The 19,154-nt window shown below is 62.1% G+C and carries 15 protein-coding genes; 11 read left to right on the top strand and 4 right to left on the bottom strand.

The annotated features are described in order from the left end of the window. Nucleotides 1-262: 262 nt before the first annotated feature. Together LIY45_RS06235 and LIY45_RS06230 are read left to right on the top strand one after the other, a co-directional pair. Nucleotides 263-499, top strand: coding sequence for a VF530 family protein (locus LIY45_RS06235; protein WP_003216406.1), 237 nt, complete (start codon nt 263-265; stop codon nt 497-499). A 1-nt stretch (nt 500) separates the two neighbouring features. Beyond that, nucleotides 501-1,142: a Pr6Pr family membrane protein gene (locus tag LIY45_RS06230; protein WP_226475687.1), complete on the top strand. Its 642-nt coding sequence runs from the start codon at nt 501-503 to the stop codon at nt 1,140-1,142. Between the two features lie 71 nt (nt 1,143-1,213). Here LIY45_RS06230 and LIY45_RS06225 read toward each other — a convergent pair whose 3' ends face one another. Both LIY45_RS06225 and LIY45_RS06220 read right to left on the bottom strand, forming a co-directional pair. Continuing rightward, a complete protein-coding gene (locus tag LIY45_RS06225; RefSeq protein ID WP_017480069.1) occupies nt 1,214-1,963 on the bottom strand; it encodes a siderophore-interacting protein in 750 nt (249 codons plus the stop codon). Continuing rightward, nucleotides 1,960-2,508, bottom strand: coding sequence for a PadR family transcriptional regulator (locus tag LIY45_RS06220; RefSeq protein WP_017480070.1), 549 nt, complete (start codon nt 2,506-2,508; stop codon nt 1,960-1,962). Before LIY45_RS06220 ends, LIY45_RS06225 begins: the two co-directional genes overlap by 4 nt. A gap of 512 nt (nt 2,509-3,020) precedes the next feature. On the opposite strand from LIY45_RS06220, the gene LIY45_RS06215 reads away from it, so the two are divergent. Genes LIY45_RS06215 through LIY45_RS06175 form a run of 9 tightly spaced genes read left to right on the top strand, consistent with a single transcriptional unit; the run spans nt 3,021 to nt 10,673 of the window. Further along, the gene (locus LIY45_RS06215) at nt 3,021-3,542 is read left to right on the top strand and encodes a fimbrial protein (protein ID WP_026078297.1); all 522 of its coding nucleotides are present in this window, start codon (nt 3,021-3,023) and stop codon (nt 3,540-3,542) included. 54 nt (nt 3,543-3,596) lie between these two features. Beyond that, complete coding sequence (locus tag LIY45_RS06210) at nt 3,597-4,157, top strand: fimbrial protein (RefSeq protein WP_226475686.1); 561 nt, start codon at nt 3,597-3,599, stop codon at nt 4,155-4,157. Between the two features lie 17 nt (nt 4,158-4,174). Next, nucleotides 4,175-6,784, top strand: coding sequence for an outer membrane usher protein (locus LIY45_RS06205; protein ID WP_226475685.1), 2,610 nt, complete (start codon nt 4,175-4,177; stop codon nt 6,782-6,784). Beyond that, nucleotides 6,781-7,530: a fimbria/pilus periplasmic chaperone gene (locus LIY45_RS06200; protein ID WP_226475684.1), complete on the top strand. Its 750-nt coding sequence runs from the start codon at nt 6,781-6,783 to the stop codon at nt 7,528-7,530. The genes LIY45_RS06205 and LIY45_RS06200 overlap by 4 nt, the downstream gene beginning before the upstream one ends. 21 nt (nt 7,531-7,551) lie before the next feature. Then, the gene (locus tag LIY45_RS06195) at nt 7,552-8,133 is read left to right on the top strand and encodes a fimbrial protein (protein ID WP_226475683.1); all 582 of its coding nucleotides are present in this window, start codon (nt 7,552-7,554) and stop codon (nt 8,131-8,133) included. A gap of 10 nt (nt 8,134-8,143) precedes the next feature. After that, entirely contained in the window at nt 8,144-8,629 is a 486-nt protein-coding gene (locus LIY45_RS06190) for a fimbrial protein (RefSeq protein ID WP_017480076.1), read from the top strand. 26 nt (nt 8,630-8,655) lie between these two features. Beyond that, on the top strand, nt 8,656-9,135 hold the full coding sequence (locus tag LIY45_RS06185; protein WP_226475682.1) for a fimbrial protein: 480 nt from the start codon (nt 8,656-8,658) through the stop codon (nt 9,133-9,135). An 11-nt stretch (nt 9,136-9,146) separates the two neighbouring features. Then, nucleotides 9,147-9,695 (top strand): fimbrial protein, encoded by a 549-nt coding sequence (locus tag LIY45_RS06180; RefSeq protein ID WP_017480078.1) that lies wholly within the window; start codon nt 9,147-9,149, stop codon nt 9,693-9,695. A gap of 9 nt (nt 9,696-9,704) precedes the next feature. Continuing rightward, nucleotides 9,705-10,673 (top strand): fimbrial protein, encoded by a 969-nt coding sequence (locus LIY45_RS06175; RefSeq protein ID WP_226475681.1) that lies wholly within the window; start codon nt 9,705-9,707, stop codon nt 10,671-10,673. Nucleotides 10,674-10,758: 85 nt separating this feature from the next. On the opposite strand, the gene LIY45_RS06170 is transcribed toward LIY45_RS06175, so the two are convergent. Then, nucleotides 10,759-15,720, bottom strand: coding sequence for a DUF6543 domain-containing protein (locus LIY45_RS06170; RefSeq protein WP_226475680.1), 4,962 nt, complete (start codon nt 15,718-15,720; stop codon nt 10,759-10,761). A 77-nt stretch (nt 15,721-15,797) separates the two neighbouring features. Continuing rightward, nucleotides 15,798-18,890, bottom strand: a complete 3,093-nt coding sequence (locus LIY45_RS06165) for a transglycosylase domain-containing protein (protein WP_226475679.1) — start codon at nt 18,888-18,890, stop codon at nt 15,798-15,800. Nucleotides 18,891-19,154 lie beyond the last annotated feature (264 nt).

Raw genomic sequence — 19,154 nt, 5'->3', positions numbered from 1 at the left:
ATCACTCCCACGTTGATCGTTCCCACGCTCTGCGTGGAAATGCATCCCGTGACGCTCTGCGTCACCCTGGCGCAGGGCTAAAATTTGCGTCGACCGCGGGACGCAGAGCGTCCAATTCGGCATTCCCACGCAGAGCGTGGGAACGATCGACGAGGGCGGGAACGATCGAACAGTGGCCTATAGTGAAGGCAACGCTTCCACCGGCACGGCCCGTCCGCTAAGGTGCGCGGCTTCGTTTTCTTCTTTTCGCAAAAGGCCCGGCATGACCGCGACAAACAAAGACCCACTGCACGGCGTCACTCTGGAACAGGTTCTCACCGCGCTGGTGGCCCATTACCAATGGGAAGGCCTGGCCGAGCGCATCAACATCCGCTGTTTTTCCAGTGACCCGAGCATCAAGTCGAGCCTGTCGTTCCTGCGCAAGACACCGTGGGCGCGGGAGAAGGTCGAAGGTTTGTACGTGAAGTTGATGCGTACCAAGCGACCGGTCGAGGACTGAGGTGAAACGTCACCTTATCGGCCTGGCAGCCCTGGGCGGCTGGGTTGGCCTGGCGCTGCAGCAGTACATCATTTTCTACTTCCGCTGGATCGATGGCGCCAGCCTGTTGCCGGGCCTGGTGAATTTCTTCAGCTTTTTCACCGTGCTCACCAACACCCTGGTGGCGGTGGTGTTGACCCACGCCTGGGTACAACGGCCAAGCGCGGTGAGCCGGTTCTTCCTCGGGCCCGTGGTCAGCAGCGGGATCGCCGTGAGCATTGTCGTGGTCAGCCTCGCCTACAGCTTGTTGCTGCGGCACATGTGGCAGCCAGCGGGGGTGCAGTTTTTGGCGGACGAGCTGCTGCACGACGTGATGCCGTTGGTGTTTGTCGTGTATTGGTGTTGCTGCGTACCCAAGGGCAGCCTGCGCCTCAAGCACATCGGGCTGTGGGTGATTTACCCGTTGGTGTACTTCGCGTATGCGTTGTTGCGCGGGTATGTGTGGGGGGTGTATCAGTACCCGTTCATTGACGTGGAAAAGCTGGGTTATCCACAGGTGTTCATCAATGCCGGGGGAATCCTGGCGGGATTTGTGCTGATTGCTTTGGCGGTGGTGGGGCTGGATAAAATCTGTAGGAGCGAGCTTGCTCGCGAAGAACGTTAACGATAACGCAGGGTGTCTGGTTTAACGCGGCGCTCTCGGGTTCTTCGCGAGCAAGCTCGCTCCTACAGGGATCACTGTTGCCAGTAACCCACCGCCTTGAGGAATGCCTCATTGATGTTGTGGGTGTCCAGCAGCACCCGCCGCACCTGGCGCGACAGTTTGCTCTCGGTGGCGACAAAGCTGTACAGCGAACCGCCCGGCAGCGTCAGGTTCTGCACCGTCTCGAGCAGGTCATCCTGGCCGCGCACCACCCAGATCACTTCCACCTCGGCGGCGCTGTGCAGCGGCTGCTGTTCCGCCGTATTGGCGATCTCGATCACCGCCAATACCTTGCGCCCCGCCGGCAATTCATCCAGGCGCCGGGCAATGGCCGGGATCGCGGTTTCATCGCCGATCAACAGGTAGCTGTCGAAGATGTCCGGCACGATCATCGAGCCACGGGGCCCGCCGATGTGCAGGTGCTGGCCGACCTTGGCCTGCTCGGCCCAGGTGGAGGCAGGGCCATCGCCGTGCAGCACGAAGTCGATGTCCAGCTCGCCGATGTCCAGGTCGTACCGGCGTGGGGTGTAGTCGCGCATGGCGGGTTGCGGGCCATCGCCGCGCAGGTTGAAGTCGGGGCTGTCCAGCGCCGCTTGTTCGGCGGCGTTCTGCGGGAACAGCAGCTTGATGTGATCGTCACTGCCCAGGCTGATAAAGCCCGCCAGTTCCGGCCCGCCCAGGGTGATGCGGCGCATGCGCGGGGTGATGTCGACCACCCGCAGCACTTCGAGGCGGCGGCGTTTGATTTCGTGGGTCACGCGGTGGATGGCTTGGGTATTCATTGAGCTTTCCCGTCGGCAATGGCTTGGGCGGTGCCGTTGAGCAGCGCCGCGACACGAACGATTTCTTCCGGGCTCCAGCGCCCGTGGTGCGAATGCAAGGCGTGGCGCAGGTTATGCACCGCCTCGTGGATTTCCGGCGGACGGTCCTGGCCGCGCAGCGAACGTTTGCTCACATCCATGCGCATGCGAATACCTTCGAGGGCAACCGCCTGTTCGCTTAAGAAGAGACGACCGGCGTCGGTGATTGTGTAGCGTTTTTTTCCGTCTTCGGCATCGCCGGTAATCAATTCGCTTTCTTCGAGAAAGGTCAGCGTGGGGTAGATCACGCCGGGGCTGGGGCTGTAGGCGCCGTCGAACAGGGCTTCGATCCGGCGGATCAGATCGTAGCCGTGGCACGGTTGTTCGGCGATCAGCGCCGGCAACAGCAGTTTCAGGTCGCCGGGGGCGAAGACCCGTGGGCCACGGCCGCCGCGCTCGCGGCCTGGGCGTTTGTCGAAGCCGTCGCGGCTGTCACCGTGGTCGCGGTGTGAATGATGGTCTCTCATTTCGGGTGCTCTCGTTTGGTTTAGATACAACGTAAGATATATCTTAATGGGAAGGCAACCTGACCGGACGAACGGTCACCCGGCCCGCCGTCCCTTCACTTTTGAAATATTCATAAATTCGTTAGTTGGTTTGCCAGAGTAATTACTGTTGTTTTTCAGTTAATGTAATCCTATTCTTACGGATCTATCCGCCACTAAACTATTCTCATTAATTGCCATGTAGTCTGTTTCTTACAGATGGTTTTAAAGTTTTGGCAAAGTGCCATAATTTTCCTATGTGTCATGGTGTAACACGGCTACGTAACTAAGCGAATCGGACGGCTTTCCTCGTCAGAATCACAATGGATAATTGCCCGGCGTTGAGCGACTCCCTGAATTGCAATGCAACTAGTTGGAAAAAATAGAAACTTTCCAATGTGTTCAAAGGGTGAGTTCGGCGGCTTGTTTAATTAGTCCTGCACGCAATGGCGGCAGGGTCCGTTTTGATATTTGATACGTGTGAGCGTTTGCGAATGAATACTAAAGTGAAAACTGCGCTGTTAACTCTGGGTCTGCTGGCCGGTTCGATGTCCGTTGCGCAGGCAGCGGATGGGACCATTACCTTTACCGGGTCGGTGCACTCGGGCGCTTGCTCCATCAAGCCTGAATCCGTCGACCAGACCGTTCCCCTGGGCGCTATCGCAAAACATCAACTGCAAACCGGCGGCAAGTCGACCGCACGCCCTGTGAAGATCGAGCTTGAAGGCTGCGACCTGACCGGCCTTACCGACAACACCGTCACCACCACCTTCACCGCTGCACCCTCCAGCGCTGTGCCGGGCGCGATCGGCACCGTCGGTGGCGCTGGCAACATCGGCATCATGATGACCCATGGCGGCAAGCAGATTGTGCTGGGTAACCCGACCGATCCGCAGGCCATCGTTGCCGGTAACAACACACTGGAGTTCGGCGCCTACGTACAAGGTGCGGCAACGGGCGACATCGTTCCTGGCGACTTCAGCGCAGTCACCAATTTCACGTTGGCTTATCAGTAAGTTTTTTCCCCGCCACTCGTTGGGGGTGGCGGGGGAAAACTGCCGGAGGTCCAAGTGAAAACAGTCTTAAGTCTCGCTATTGCCTCTTCATTGACGATGGGCCTCAGCCCTTGGGCGTTTGCACAGACGCTCGCGCAGGGTGATGGGGTCGTCACGCTGGGAGGATTGGTCGTTGACTCGGCCTGCGGGCTGGAAACGGCCACGGTCGATCAGACCATCGAGGTGCCACCCGAACCCATCGGCCGGCTGTTGCGCGAGGGGATTGGGCAAGTCCAGCCCTTCCAGTTGCGGTTGGTCAATTGCTCATTGACGCGTCCCGATCCCACACGGCCGGGGCAAACGCTGCCCGATTGGGAGCACCTGCGCGTGACCTTCGAAGGTCCTGTGGACAGAGAGGGCCGCTCCTTTGCCGTGTTTGGTGGTTCGCAGGGCGTTGCCTTTCATATCTGGGACGCGGCCGGTCAGGAGAGCGTTCCCGGGGTGCCGATGGCGCTGGTGCCGGTGGCTGAAGGTGACATGACACTTAACTACGTGCTTCGCACGGTCGGTAACGGAGTGCCGATGCTGGCCGGGTCTCACCGTGCCGCAGTGAAGTTCAAGTTGGAATACTTCTGAATTGATGGGTTGTTTGCATGTGGAAAGCGTCGAAAATCATAACTACGCTGCGCCCCAGCCTGTTTGGCGGGTTGATGTCTCTGGCAGGAACTGCAATGGGAGCCGGTGATATTGAGTTCAATACCGACGTCCTTGATCTGAGTGATCGCACCAATATCGACTTGTCTCGGTTTGCGCGCAGTGGGTTTATCCTCCCCGGCAACTATTCGATGGTGGTGCAGTTAAATAACCAGCCTATTACTGAGCAATCAGTAGCGTTCTATCCACCCGATAACGATCCCAAAGGCAGTCAGGCGTGTTTGGCGCCGGCTATTGTCGAGCAGTTGGGCCTGAAGGCCTCCGAGGCTGTGAAACTGCTGTGGTGGAAAAATGGACAGTGCCTGGACCCCCAAGGCTTGCCGGGCATGGAAGTCAGTGCCGACCTGGCCACTTCCACGCTGAACATCAACCTGCCCCAGGCCTATCTGGAATACAGCGCCATCAACTGGGACCCGCCGTCCCGTTGGGATGAGGGGGTGCCCGGACTGCTGGTTGACTACAACATGACCGCGCAGTCCAGTTACCGCAGGCACGACGGTACCCGCAGTGACGTCAGTGGCAATGGCACACTCGGGGCCAATATCGGCGCCTGGCGCTTGCGGGCGGACTGGCAAGGCCGAGTTGAAAAAGACCGCGAGGCGGCGGCCACCCGTAATCGCCTGGAGTGGAGTCGCTACTACGCTTATCGCGCCCTTCCTGCGCTCAAGGCGCGGCTGGTGGTGGGCGAGGACTACCTGTATTCGGACCTGTTCGACAGCTTCCGCTTTACGGGTGCTGCGCTGAAGTCGGATGAAAGCCAGCTGCCCCCCAACCTGCGAGGTTATGCGCCGGAAGTGGTCGGGGTCGCCAAGACCAATGCCAAGGTGGTCATCAGCCAGCAGGGGCGTGTGCTGTATGAAACCCTGGTCGCCGCGGGACCTTTTCGTATCCAGGATCTTAACGACGCGGTGTCCGGTACCCTGGATGTGCGGGTCGAAGAGCAAGACGGTACGGTGCAGAAATCCCAAATCGACACGGCGGGCGTTCCCTACCTGACACGTCCCGGGCACGTTCGCTACAAGGTGTCTGCCGGGCAACCGTCCAATCTTCAGTACCACGACGACGGTGCCTTTTTCAGTACCGGCGAGTTCTCCTGGGGGATCAGCAATGGCTGGTCGCTGCTGGGCGGCGGCATCCTGGATAACAACTACCGTGCCGTGTCTGCCGGTGTAGGGCGTGACCTGCTGGCGTTTGGGGCACTTTCTCTGGACGTGACAGAGTCCCGTGCGCACCTGTGGAACGAGACACTCAAGGGCAAATCCTACCGTCTTCAATACTCGAAAAACTTTGAGCAGTACGACAGCCAGGTGACCTTCGCCGGCTACCGGTTCTCCGAGAAAAACTACTTGAGCATGAGTGAGTACCTGGATGCCAAGCATTACGGGATGAACAACGAACTCGGTGGACGCGGCGTGTACGACCGTGACGACGAGTTCCATGAACACTGGCGGCCGATCGGCGGCAAGAAGGCGCTGTACACGGTAACGGTCAATAAACAGTTTCGTGACCTGGGGGCCACCGTCTACGCCAGCTACAACAAGCAAACCTATTGGAACCGTCCCGATACCCAGCGCTGGAACCTGTCCGCGTCCCGCTACTTCAATGTGGGCTCAGTCAGGAACATGAGCCTGTCCCTGAACCTCTACCGAACCCAGGACTACCAATACAAAGATAACGGCATGGCCGTGACGGTCAGTCTGCCGTTGGGCCCCACCGGCACCTTGTCGCTGGATGCCCAAAGGGCCGGAGGCGACAACAGCTTCTCGACGCGCTTCAACGACCGCATCGATGAGCGCAACAGCTACCAGCTCAGCGCAAGTGACAGCTCCGCCAGTGGCTATCTGAGCCATGTCGGCGACCTGGCGGATATCGACCTCAGTGCCACGCAACAAAGCAATAACCGAACCCTCAGTGCGGCCGTTCGTGGCGGTGCCACGCTCACGCCATACGGTGGGGCGCTGCACCGTACCAACAGTACCGGCGGCACCCGCCTGCTGGTCGACACCGCGGGTGTGCCCGATGTGCCGGTGCGGGGTTATGGCACACCGACCCGCAGTAACGCCTTCGGTAAAGCGGTCATCGCCGATATCAACAGCTATCAGCGCACCGCCGCCAGCGTTGACCTGGAGAACCTGCCGAACAACGTCGAAGCCACTCAATCGGTGACGCAACTGACACTCACCGAAGGCGCTATCGGTTATCGCTCCCTGGAGCTGGTTTCCGGCATGAAAGCCATGGCGGTCCTGCGCCTGCCGGACGGCAGTTCACCGCCCTTCGGTGCGACGGTGAAGAACCTCAAACAGCAGGACACCGGCGTGGTGAATGACGGCGGCGATGTGTACCTCAGTGGCATTCAGCCTGGCGAGCAAATGGTCGTCAGCTGGGGAGGAACCGAGCGCTGCATCCTCACGCTCCCTGTCACGTTGCCAACCGATGGCTTGAGCGATGCCCTGCAACTGCACTGCCAGATGGTAGCCACTGAACAACCTGTGCCCGAGCCAGCTGTGCTGACCGGCAAGCGTAACGATACGGAGAACGTAGCCTCATGAAACTGAACATGCGCCTCGCCGCCCTGCTGATACTGGGTTTGAGCCCGAGCGCCCACGCCGCTGTCGGCCTGGACCGTACCCGCGTGATTTTCGATGGCGGCAAAGAAGCCACCAGCGTGAACATCACCAACAACAATACCCAGTTGCCCTATCTGGCCCAGGGCTGGATCGAGGACGAGGCGGGCAACAAAATCACCTCGCCGCTGATCGTGCTGCCGCCGGTCCAGCGATTGGAGCCGGGCAAACAGAGCCAGGTGAAAATCCAGGCGTTGCCGGCGGCCAAGTCGCTGCCCCAGGATCGGGAGACGGTCTACTACTTCAACCTGCGGGAAATTCCGCCGCGCAGCGACAAGCCCAACACCTTGCAGATTGCGCTGCAAACCCGGATCAAGTTGTTTTACCGACCGTCCGCCATCGCTCCCAGCCAGCAGGACCTGTCCAACCCCTGGCAGGAAAAGCTGACCCTCAACCGTGACGGCGAGGCTTATTGGGTGATCAACCCAACGCCTTACTACGTCACCCTGGTGGATGCGCGCAGCAGCAAGGAGGGCAAGACCCTACCCGGCTTCGAGCCTGTGATGGTCCCACCCAAGGGCTCGCTGTCCCTGGGGCCGATTGCCAAGGCGCTCGGCACCACCCCCTACCTGGCCTACGTGAATGACTACGGCGGCCGCCCGCTGATGGCCTTTTCCTGCAGTGGTGACGTTTGCACCGTCAATGGGCAAGCGTCTGCGGCTAACCAGTAGTGCCAGCGATGGGAGAGCGTCATGAAGTTGCACAAAGTGAAATTCCTGGGCTGCCTGCTGCTGCTCGTGATGGCGCCGGCGCATGCGCTGGATGAGGGCGATATCGAGGGCATGGCGGGCATGCTGAACATCATCGGGTCCATGCATGAAATGCCGTGCAGCCTGGAGATGACCTCCCTGCATCAAACGATTGACCTGGGCGACATATCGGCCAGCCAGTTGCGCCGCCCCGGCGACCAGGCCACTTCCAGGCCCTTTCAACTGCGTTTCCAGGATTGTCAGCGCACCGCCGGGAGCATCGCCAGCGAGCGTACCGGCAACCTGACCTGGAGTGCTCATCAACCCGTGCTGTCGGTGGCGTTTATCGCCCCCGCGGATGCCGATGACCCACGGCTGGTCAAGGTGCAGGGCATCACCGGTATGGGCCTGCGCCTGACCGATGCTGAAGGGCGCGATGTGCAGTTGGGCTCGCGGGGTGAACCGTTGTTTTTGCCCTTGGGCGGCAACACGCAAACCTGGCATGTGCAGCCCACGCGCACCTCTGCGCCGCTGACCAGCGGGGCATTCCGGGCCGTGGTGGATTTCAGGCTCAATTATCAGTGAGGGCAGGACAGTGGCTAGGTTAATCATTTTTATCGGTGCGGGCCTGCTGTGGGCTGTCAGCCAGGGTGTGCAGGCCGACACCAACCTGACCATCCGCGCGGTCATCATCGCGCCCCCGCCGTGTGTCATTAACAGTGGAAGTACGCTCAATGTGCCATTTGGCAATGACCTGCTGACCTCGCGGGTGGATGGGGTCAATTACCGGCGGGACGTGCCTTACACCATCCGGTGCGATCCGCCTGTTTACAGCAATGCGATGACCCTGGAACTCAAGGGCGCAGGGGCCGCGTTTGATAGCGGCGTGCTTTTGACCGGCAAGCCGGACCTGGGGGTAAAGCTGTTCGCCAACGGGGCCGACTGGCCGGTGAATTCGACCGTGCGGTTTACCCACCCCAACTTTCCCGTCGTGCAGGCGGTGCCGGTCAAGCGCGCGGGCAGCACGTTGACGGGCGGCGCATTCAATGCCGCCGCCACCTTGGTGGTCGAGTATCAATGACGAGCGCAAATGAAGAGGAACGATCAATGACATGTTGGCCGCAGCGAGCGTTGCTCGCCCTGTGTTCCATCGGCCTGTGCAGTGGTGCGTCGGCCAACCTGACGTTCAGCGGCACGCTGAACGAGCCTCCACCCTGCACGATTGATTCTGGCAGCACGATTGAAGTCGATTTTGGCGACGTCGGGACAAAGCGCGTCGATGGGGTGAAATACCGCCAGGGGGTTGGCTACACCATCCGGTGCGGCGCCTCCACATTGCCGTGGCTGCTGAAGTTGAGCGTCAGAGGTACGGAAACGACGTTTGACAACGCGGCGCTGCAAACCACCGCGCCTGATCTGGGCATTCGGCTGTATCAGAACAACCTGCCGTTTCGCCTCAACACACCACTGGACATCAGCCTGGCGGCACCGCCGACCCTGGAAGTGGTTCCCGTCAAACGGCCGGGCGCGATTCTGACCGCCGCCAGGTTCACGGCGGTGGCCACGCTGTTGGCCGAATACGAGTAGGAGGCGAGGTTATGCGACATGTAACGGTTCACAAGGGGCTGGCAACTGCCGGGCTGGCCTTGCTGCTGACGTTCAGCCTGGTTTCCCCCGCGCAGGCGGCGGACAACCTGAGGTTCAAGGGCAATCTGGTGGAGCAGGCCTGCGATGTTCGCCCCGGTGACGAGGCAATGACGGTGGAACTCTGGGACCTCACCAGCAAGCACCTCTACATCAACAGGCGTTCAGTGGGTAAACGTTTCACGCTGCACCTGGATGACTGCAACACCACGATCAGCGACTCGGTGACGATCATGTTCGGCGGCGCGGAAAACCGCGCACTGCCCGGATTGTTCGCGCTCGACGGTGGCAGTGGTGCCTCAGGCATCGGGCTGGGGCTGGAGACGCTGAGCGATAAGCCGGTGCCCGTGAACAAAGTCGGCGACGAGCAGATGTTGACCCCTGGCAACAACGTCATCGAGCTCAAAGCCTATGTGCAGGGAGAGCCGGATGCCCTGCGCGATCAGACCATCGGGCATGGCGCCTACCGGGTGACTTCTGTGTTTACCCTGGATTATCCGTAAGAGAACACTATGAAACGACTATATGGAGCCATTGCGCTTCTCGCCCTGATTGGCGTAACGACGACCGCAAGAGCAGCGGACTGCCGCGTAAACGGCGGGCCGTGGCAGACGGTCAACCCCGGCGGGTCCTTCAACCTGCAAGTGCCGGTAACGGTCCGAGTAGGCTCGGACACCACCCGCATCCTCCTTGAAGGGGCGAACATCGAGTGCAGGTTCACCGCCTTTGGGGGGGCACCTTCGTTCGAGGACTACTGGTCAACCTCGACAGCAGTCGGCCCCGCCTGGACGCCTGGTCCAAAGTTCTCCGGCCTTGGCACCGGCTTGCGCATAAACGGTACGTTCTATAACACGCCGGTCCCGAGTAACGTTCGGATAGCAACCATCCCCAATAACGGGAGGGGCGTCCCGATCGCTGTAACGCCCTATATTCTGCTGCGCAACAATCCGGTGACCCCCGTCGACGTTCGAATTGGGGATGTTCTCGGGGTGTTACGTCTGAACCAGACAAACAACTACGATTCGGGTTGGACGCGGCTCATTCTGACGTACACCGCCGCCAACAACTTCTCGATCTCCCCCTCTACCTGCACGATCAACAATAACAACCCGATCGAGATCAACTTCAACGACGTTCACCAAAGGGCAATCGGCAGCGACCCCCTGACCACCTCCATTCGCACCATCCGCAGGCTCACCTACGCCTGCCCGGACCCCGGAATCACCACGCCGATCACCATCACTTACAAAGGCACCCCGTCCTCGTTCAACCCCAACCTGTTGACCATGAGCAACCCGAATGTGGGCACGGCCATGCTTTATGCGGGGTCTGCGGTGCGCGTGAACGGCTCATTCCTGACCCGCATTACCAACAGCAGCGGGAGCGACGACGTGACCTTTGCGCTGGTCTCGCGGCCGGGGTCCCTGCCGGCCGCCGGGCCCGTGAGCGGCAGCGGTGTGTTGGTGATGGGGGTGCCGTAATCCCGGCCAGCACCTGAGCCGAACACGAGTGTCGGTTTCCTCAACCGGGGCTGGCGGTGATTGCCGGCCCCGGCTTTTTCAGGGGTTATTCGTCTGAGTTCGGCTCCCGGTTGCGACGACCTTCATGGCGCTCCAGGGCCTCGCGGGTGAGTTGGCGCAGCCACTCTTTTTGCTGGTAGCCCAGGTCATTGAGCAGTTGCTCGTAGAGGGCGTCGGGCATCGGTTCTTCACCCACGGCGGTCTGCGCCTTGCCCAGTGTTTCCAGCAACTCGCGGGCGGTATCGCGCAGGGCTTGCTGTTCTTGCGCCGGCAGGCCGGGGGCCCATTTGGCCTGGTTTTCCTGGAGCGCTTCGAGGGCGAAGAAGCGTTCATCAAAGCGCAATTCGTTGAGCTGGTCTTCGCGTTGGTGGCTGTCGCGCAGGTAGTGTTCCCAATAAGGTTCCAGCAGCATCTGGTTGACCAGGCCGTCACCGTCTCCCAGGGCCAGCACGCTCCAGTAGGCGTGTTCGATTTGCACCGTGCTGACGTTGGCGGTTTCGCGGTACAGCATGTGGTCAGCCAGCCACGGCAGGTCCAGGCGCTCGGCGAGTGAGGTCTGGTAGGCCAGGTAGATATCCACCTCGTCGACCTCGCCGGGTACGCCGTCCACCATCTGGGAACGCAAGCGCTGGCCCAGGCCGCCCTGGGCCACGGGGTTGAGGCGCTGGCGGATGTCGCTGCGGATCACTTCGCCCAGGTGCTTGAGTCGAGCGGTACCCTTGCTCAAGGTCACCAGGCGCGCCTGGCGTTCAGCATCGTTGAGGCTGTAGCGCTGGGCTTCGCTGGCCAGCACTTCAATGCCCATCTCATTGAAAATCTGCGCGCCGCCGTCGGCGCACAAACCGGGGAAACTGCTGAGTTTGAACAAGTCTTCGCGCAGCTGGCTGTCGGCATGGGTGGCACGCAACAGCCGCCACACCCGCGTGGTCAAGGCCGGGCGATTGAGGGCGTAACGCACCTCATCTTCTTCGGCTTCGAAAAATGCCGGCGCCTCCAGAGACTTGAGTACTTCAAAAAATCCCTGGGAGCCATGCTCGCGCTCCACCGCGTCCCATACCTGTTGTTGTGCCAGGCGCCGGGGGCCTTCGGCTTCCGACAGCCAGAAACTGGCGTCGCCCCGGGGTTCGTAGGTGCGGTTGGGGTCGAGCCCGGCGGCCAGTCGATAGGCTTCATACCGCTGGCGATCCTGGTCGCTCAACAGGCGTCGGTCCAGGCGCGTGCGTGCGATCAGTTCGGCGGCGCTGGAGCCGGGGCGCGCCTCAGGCAGGTGGTCGATCAGCGTGCCGCTGAGGTCCAGCTCAAAGCCACTGCCCCTTGGGTGCAGGAACAGCCCGCTCGGCCAGGCGCGGATCTGGCTGCGGCTCAGATCCAGGATGCGCAGCTCGCGCATCAGGCTGACATTCGGCGTCAGGCTCAGCGGGTTATGGCTCAGGTTGAGCACCGTTAGCCGGCGCATTGCGCCCAAGGTGTTGACATCTGCCGGGCCGAGCACCAGTTGGTTGTTGCTCAGGCCCAGTTCGTACAACTGCAGCATCTGCTCCAGCGCCGGGGGCAGGCGGGTGAGGGTATTGTCATTGAGGTTCAGGCTGCGCAGTTTCGGGAAGTGGCTGAGCAGGTCGCTATGGGCCTGGCTGAAGCCTGTGTCCTGCAGGGTCAAGTGGGTCACGTGTTCAAAACTGGCGTTCAGCGGGGGCAATGTCTCGGGCAGCGGCTGGTGGCTCAAATCCAGGCGTGCGCCACTTTGGGTGTGGCCCCAGCCATCGACATGTTCGGCGAAGCGGTCGGTCCAGCACAGGTTCAGAGCGTCCCCCAGGCGCCGACGGCGGCTGCGCTCCCGACGTTCTTCGGCGCTGCCCTTGGGATGGCGGGTGGGGCCTCTGCGCCAGGTGTCGAGTTCCACATGCAGGCGCTGTTTTTCCAGGGTCAGGTTATTCAGGGTGGCGCGCAGTTGCTGTGGGCGAACGCCCTGGATCACGCGCTCGATTTTTTCCGGTGCCAGGCTGGGGAACAGCAGTTGCAACACTTCCCTGGCATGGCCGATATTTGTCTCTTGCGCGCCCGGGTTGAGCCGGGTCAGCGCCGGGCCGCCCAGCAGGGTCACCGTGTGGCGGTCGGCGACGCTGCGTTCCGGCGCCTGGGCCAGCGCCTTGCGCCGCTCGGCCAGGGGTTCGAGGCTGTCGATCAGCCATTGGCGCAACGCGCCGCCCTGGCCGGGTCGGTAGCCCAGCGGTGTGTTCGGCAGGGCGAGCAGGATGGCTTCGTACAGCGAACCCGGCGGGCTGCCGGTGACCTCATAGCCCAGGCCGGGGCGTTGCACCACGTGGCGCAGGGTGCCGGCCGTGGCGGGGCCGACGCTGCTGCGCAGCGTGCCGAGCGCGTCGCGAATTTCCAGGCGCACGTTGGCGAAGCTGTCCGTGTGCAGCTTGAGGGCGTTGAGCAGCATTTGCTCGGTATCCGGGGTGATGCGCGCGCTGTGATAAAGGCCTTCGAAGGCCAGTGTCGAACGCTCGGCCAGTGCCAGTTCGCGGGCCTGTTCCAGCAAGGCCAGGGACGGAGGTGACGGGTCGAGGCGTTGCAGGTCGGGCTCGCCGACGTGCTCCAGCAGGGTCTGTGCGGTATGTGAACCGAGCCCCGGCACGTGTTGGCGCAGCTGTTGCTGGCGCGGAGAGTCAGCCCGTTGCGCGCGCAGGTCCACAAAGTGGGTAATGGAAGACGTCTGGCTCAACACATAGTCCGCCAGGCGCTCGCGCAAGGCTTGAACACGCTGCTCGGGAGCAACCTCGGTGCCGAGCAATTGATCGATCTGCGCGCTGTCGAGAAACCCCAGTACCCGTTCCGGCAATTGCCCGGACATGACCTCGCCCAGGCTCAGGCGCAGGGTGTCGGCAGGCTTGGCATCGGCGTTGCCGTACTTGTGGGGTTCGCCGCTGAAATCGGATTTGGCGAACACCTCAATCGCCTTGTCGCTGGGCCAGCCCGCCAATTCGGTGACCATCTGTTCGAACCAGTCCGAGGACGGGTCCAGTGGCATGGCCTGGCCATTGCGGATTTTTTCGCTGGCGCGCCGGGGGTACTCATACAGTTCAAAGCGGCGCAGGGTTTCACTCAGCAAGGGCGGCGGCGGTTGGTTGCGTACATACATGCGGCGCAACACACCGTCGTCGGTGCCGCTGATGCGGCGGATGCGCTCCAGTTGCAGCTCGCTCAAGCCTTGCACCGATGGCCCCAGGCGGCGCATCAGGGTGCTGCTGGTCCACGTACGCGGCTGTTCGCCTTCATGCACCCAGGCACCCTGACCGTTGCCGGTGATACGCGGCTGGTAGGCCGAGGCGCGGCGCGGGTGCAGCACGCGATGCTCGCCGGTGTCGGGGCTGTGGCGCAGTACGTAGTGCTGATCGTCGAGGGGCAGAATCAGGCGCTGCTGGTGTTGATGCAGGCCCGACGGCAGAGGTTTGGCCTCGGGCGGCAGGCGTACATCGGCATGGGCGTAGGGGGCCAGGTCGGGGTTCCAGAGACGGGTCTGGCCGTCGGGCAGTTGCACCGGGCGCAGGCGCTCGACAAACGGCGACAGCCCGGTGCGAGCCACCTCACCCACGGCCCCGGCCCCGGCAAACACCCCGGCTTCGACCAGGCTGCGGGCCACGCCGATCAAGTGCCCGACTGCCTCGCGGCCACGGCCCTCGGCCCAGTCGACCACCCCTTCAAACACCTCATCGGCCAACTGGTAAGCGGTGTAAGCCAACATCACCTGGCCCAGCCCCGGCACGAAAGGCGTGGCCACCAACAGCGCGACATTGAGCAGGTCCGAAAGGATTTTTTCCAGGTTGTCCCACCACGCCCAACGCGCCAGGCGATCCACCTGGGCGGTGGACACGGCGATCTGCCGGGCATCGTTGAGCAACTTGTTCAACTTGACCCGGTACAGGTAATTCCACAGGTCGTTTTCGGCCTCCAGCGGGCCGCGATTGGGGTGGTCCTCGCGGATGTCCAGCGTGCTCATCACCAGCCTGGGCCGGGCCTTGAGCGCTGCCAGAAAGGCACCGCGCCGTTCGTGGTCGACGAACTGGCTGAAAAACTGCCGGTAGTCGGCCTCCTGCAACTGGCGGCTGAGTTCCTCGGCGCAGGCCTTGGGCGTGGGGTACTCCTTAAGCGGGTGCTGCGGGTCTTCCGGCACCCAGGCGAGCACCCGGCCTGCCGGCTGGCCGCCAAACAGCACGACACCCGTCAGTGGGCAATCCAGCAGGCTTGTGACGTAGCTATTGAGAGGCTGGCCGTCGAGGCTCGCATGGTGATAACCGCCAGCCAGCAGCAACAGGCTGTCATGGGCGTCCTGGGTGATGTCGCCGCGCAGCAGTGCCTGATGGGTGGCCACCGTCAGCGACGCCTTGAGGTTGGCGAGCACCGCCAGGCGCACATTCCGCGCGGTGACGGCATGGTGATAACCCACCACTTGATTGAGACGTGCCTGATACAGGGCACCGAGGTCCAGTTGGCGGCAGATACCCTTGAAGGCCACGGCGGTCAGCGACGTGTTGAGGGTATCGCGCTGACCCCGCGCGTCTTGCGGGCCAAGAAAAGCAAAATCGATAAACTCATCGCCAGCGGTAAAGTTGTGCAGGGCGGCGTCAAGCAACGACAGCGTGCGGCTCTGCTGGCCGTGTTTGACGCCGATCACCCACCAGGCTTTTTCGGCGTTGGCGTACGTGCGCAGAACGGTGTTGCGCACATCCATCTCGCCGTAGGCGGCGAGGGCTTTTTTCAACAAGGGTTCGGCGAAGGCGTAAACGTCGGTCAGGCCGTGGAATAACACGTCGAGGCGGTTCTGGGTCTGCCATTGCCGGGCAATGGCAGCCTTGAGCCGTTGATGCTGGCCGGGCGTGGCGTTGGGGTAGGGCGCAGGGTCGGTGAGGCCAACGGCGTGCAAGGCATCAATGCGCGCCAGGGTGGTGGTTTTGATCCACGGTGGCAGCGCATTTTCCATCAGTGTTGCGTGGTTTGAATCGAGCATGGGAAGGCCTGAATAGAACACAAGAAACCTTGAGTCTAGGGAGGAACGTCCCAAAAAAAGGCTGAGTAGTTAACACCCTAAGGCGCCTGGCATAGGGTGAGGCTTGCGGGTTGCAAATACGGGGTCAGCATCGGGGCCATGCCCTTGAGCACCTGCACCGGCAGTGCCGAGGTGAATTTGAAATCCTGGGCCGAGGTGCCTGGCACGAAGGCGGTGAGGGCGCCGAAGTGGTGGTCGCCGATGTAGAACACGAACGTCGCCGTACGATTGATCGCCTTGGAGCTGAGAATCCGCCCGCCGGCGCCGATGGCTTCGATCCGGTTGTCGCCGGTACCGGTCTTGCCGCCCATGGCCAACGGTGTACCGTCCGCCAGTTTGAAACTGCCGGACACGCGCCGTGCGGTGCCCGCGTCCACCACTTGGGACAGCGCGCCCTTGAGCGCCGTGGCGACCTCGGAAGGCATCACGCGCTTGCCGCGATTGGGGTCATTGACCAGTCGGGTTTCGTACGGGGTGTCGGCGGCAAAGCGCAGGCTGTCGATACGCAGGGTGGGCTGGCGCACCCCGTCGTTGAGGATAATCCCCACCAGTTCCGCCAGGGCCGCCGGGCGGTCGCCGGAGCTGCCGATGGCCGTGGCGAGCGACGGCACCAGGTGGTCGAAGGGGTAGCCGACTTTTTGCCAGCGCTGATGAATATCCAGGAACGCCTCGATCTCCAGCATGGTGCGGATGCGGCTGTCGCGGGCACTCTTGTGGCGGCTCTTGAACAGCCAGCTGTAAACCTCCTGGCGTTCATGTTCACTGGCGGCGGTGGCCTGGGTAAAGGTGGCGTCGGGGTGTTGCAACAGGTAGCCCATCAACCACAGGTCCAGGGGGTGAACCTTGGCGATATAGCCTTGGTCGGGCAGGTCATAGGCGCCGGGGCCATAGTTCTGGTAGAGCTTGTCGAGGCGCTCGTCGGTGAGTTTCTCAGGGCTTTTCACGCTGCTCAAATGGGCGCGGACAAAGCTGTTGAAACTGGCCTGGCTGGCATTGGGCAGCAGGTAGCGGTGCACGGCGGCCAGGCGAATGGCGGTGGGGTGCATGCCATCGAGAAACGTATCGAGGCGCGCCTGGGTATCTTTGTTGCGGTACTTTTTCCAGAACTTGAGCAGGAACGTAGTGCCCTCGCGGTCGGCAAACTGGGCCAGGTATTCCTGGCGGCGCGGGTCGTTGTCGTCCTTGAGCAACTCGGCGCTGTTGTTCGGACCCTGGTAGGTGGTGTAGCGCACCAGGTCACGCATCAGGCGAATGAACGGCAGGTTGATGGACTCACGCAGGGCTTCGATCAATGTGGGGGTGCGGCCGTTGTCCTGGCTGCGGAAGTTGTGGAAGTGGTGCATACCGCCGCCGGTGAAAAAGCCTTCGCTGGTGTTGGCCGAGTATTGGCGATTGAGGGCGGCGTCGAGCATGGCCGGCAGGTTGCGATCACTGTTCTGGATCAGGTAATCGAGGGCCCAGCGGGTGATGCGGTCCTGGTCGTCCACCGGAATCTTGCGCAATTGGGCAGCGGGCATCGCGCCGTATTTGTCGTGCAACTCGCTGACGATTTGCAGGTAGGTGGTCATCACCCGCAGCTTGGCGGTGGAGCCCAGTTCCAGCTTGCTGCCTTCGTTGATGTCGAACGGCTGGTCGGTGCTGTCGGTCTGCACCCGCACCCGCGCGCCGTCGGGGGTCATTTCGTAGAGGTTGAAACTGTAGCGCACCTGGGCGGTGTTGGCGGGCGTCAGCAACGTTGGGCCGAGCAGGCCGGTCTGCGCGGCGAAGGCCGGGTCGGCGAGGTGCTTGAGGTAGGCGCTGGCCTGGGCTTGCAGGTCCGACTGCAAGGTGCTGGTGGCAGACAGGTCGAGGCGGTCGAGGTCATACAGCGGCTGGTTGAGCAGGGCGGCCAGGCGAGTGCGGGCGACGGTAATGCCCTTGTTGGTTTCGATTGGCTGGATCGTTGGTTGCTGTTGCCAGTCACGGTAGGTGACTTTGCTGGCGAGGGCGGCGTTGGCCAGGGCCGGGTCGATCACGTTGTTCTGTGCGAGCAGGCGGATGTGGCTGTCGGTGAGGTCCGCCAGCTCCTTGTGCCCCTTGGACAAATAGTGAGACGGGCGGCGCTGGGCGATCATCAGTGACAGCACCTCGCGCAACGCCAGGCCTTTTTGCGGCAGTTGTTTGGGGTCGCTGCTGTTGAGCAGGGCGTTGGTCTGGTTGAAGTCAGCGCCGTACCACACGCGCAAGCCTTCGGCCATGCCGTGCACTTCGCCATGGCCGGGCACTGCCGACAGGGGCACGCTGTTGAGGTAGTCGCGCACGATGCCCTGGCGGGCGGGGAGGGTTTGCGGGCCGTCCTGGTATGCGCGCACGCTGGCGGAAATCATCTGGCGAATTTTCTCGCCACCGGACAGGGTCAGGCCGTCGGGCGAGTGGCGGTATTTCTCCAGTTGCGTCGCCAGGGTACTGCCGCCGGCTGTCTGGCCGGGCAGGTGCAAGAGTTTAGCCGCCTGGGACCAGGCCGCCTTGGCAAACCGCGGCCAATCCACGGCCGGGTTGAGTTGAGGGATTTTCGGGTCGAGCAGGTCGCGGTCTTCGATGAACAACAGGCTGCTGACCACCACCGGCGGGATCGCCGCAAAGCTTGGGTACAACTGTTGTGGATACGTGAACTGATACAGCGGCGCGGCCCGGCAATCGGTGATGGTCAGGCCGGCCTGCATCTTTTCCGGGTAGGGCACGAACAGGCCGCGCTGGGCGTAGGCCATCAGGTCGGGGGAGAAGCGCGCCTGTGCCTGGATCAGGTAGTCACGCTTGATCAGGCGCGGCAGGAACTCGCCAAGGGCGCTGTAGCCCAGGCGCTTGTCAAAAGGCCCGGCGCCTGGATAAACCCGTGCATCGCTGGGGCCCGAATGCATTTGGTAGGTGAGGGTTGAGGCGATGTCGGAGAAGGTTTTGGCCTGCAACCTTGAAGTGCGCATTTCCCGCAGGGCGGCAAAACCCAGGGCGATCAGCGCAATTAACAGCACCAACCAGAACAGACGCCACCACAACCGTCGGCGAGGGGGAGGGCTTTGTGGCAACGGCTGTTCATCCGGGCTATCGGTGGATACCGCAGCCTTGGTCGAAGCGTTTTGCCATAAAGCGCCCATAGTCGATTGATCCATTTACGCAGATTGATCGGACTTGGTTGAAGCTTAGACGGTGGTGGGCGAGTGGGAGGGGAATTGTGAGCGTGATGTTGTTTTTGTGGCCAGGGAGCTTGTTGTGGCCAGGGAGCTTGCTGTGGTGAGGGAGCTTGCTGTGGCCAGGGAGCTTGCTGTGGTGAGGGAGCTTGTTGTGGCCAGGGAGCTTGCTGTGGCGAGGGAGCTTGCTCCCGCTGGAGTGCGAAGCACTCCCAAAGAGTCCGCCCCGGT

Origin of the sequence: Pseudomonas sp. MWU16-30323, from assembly GCF_020515595.1 — a bacterium.
GTDB classification, from domain to species: domain Bacteria; phylum Pseudomonadota; class Gammaproteobacteria; order Pseudomonadales; family Pseudomonadaceae; genus Aquipseudomonas; species Aquipseudomonas yamanorum.
Note: the sequence above shows the minus strand (reverse complement) of the source record. Positions and strands in the feature narration are given on the sequence as shown.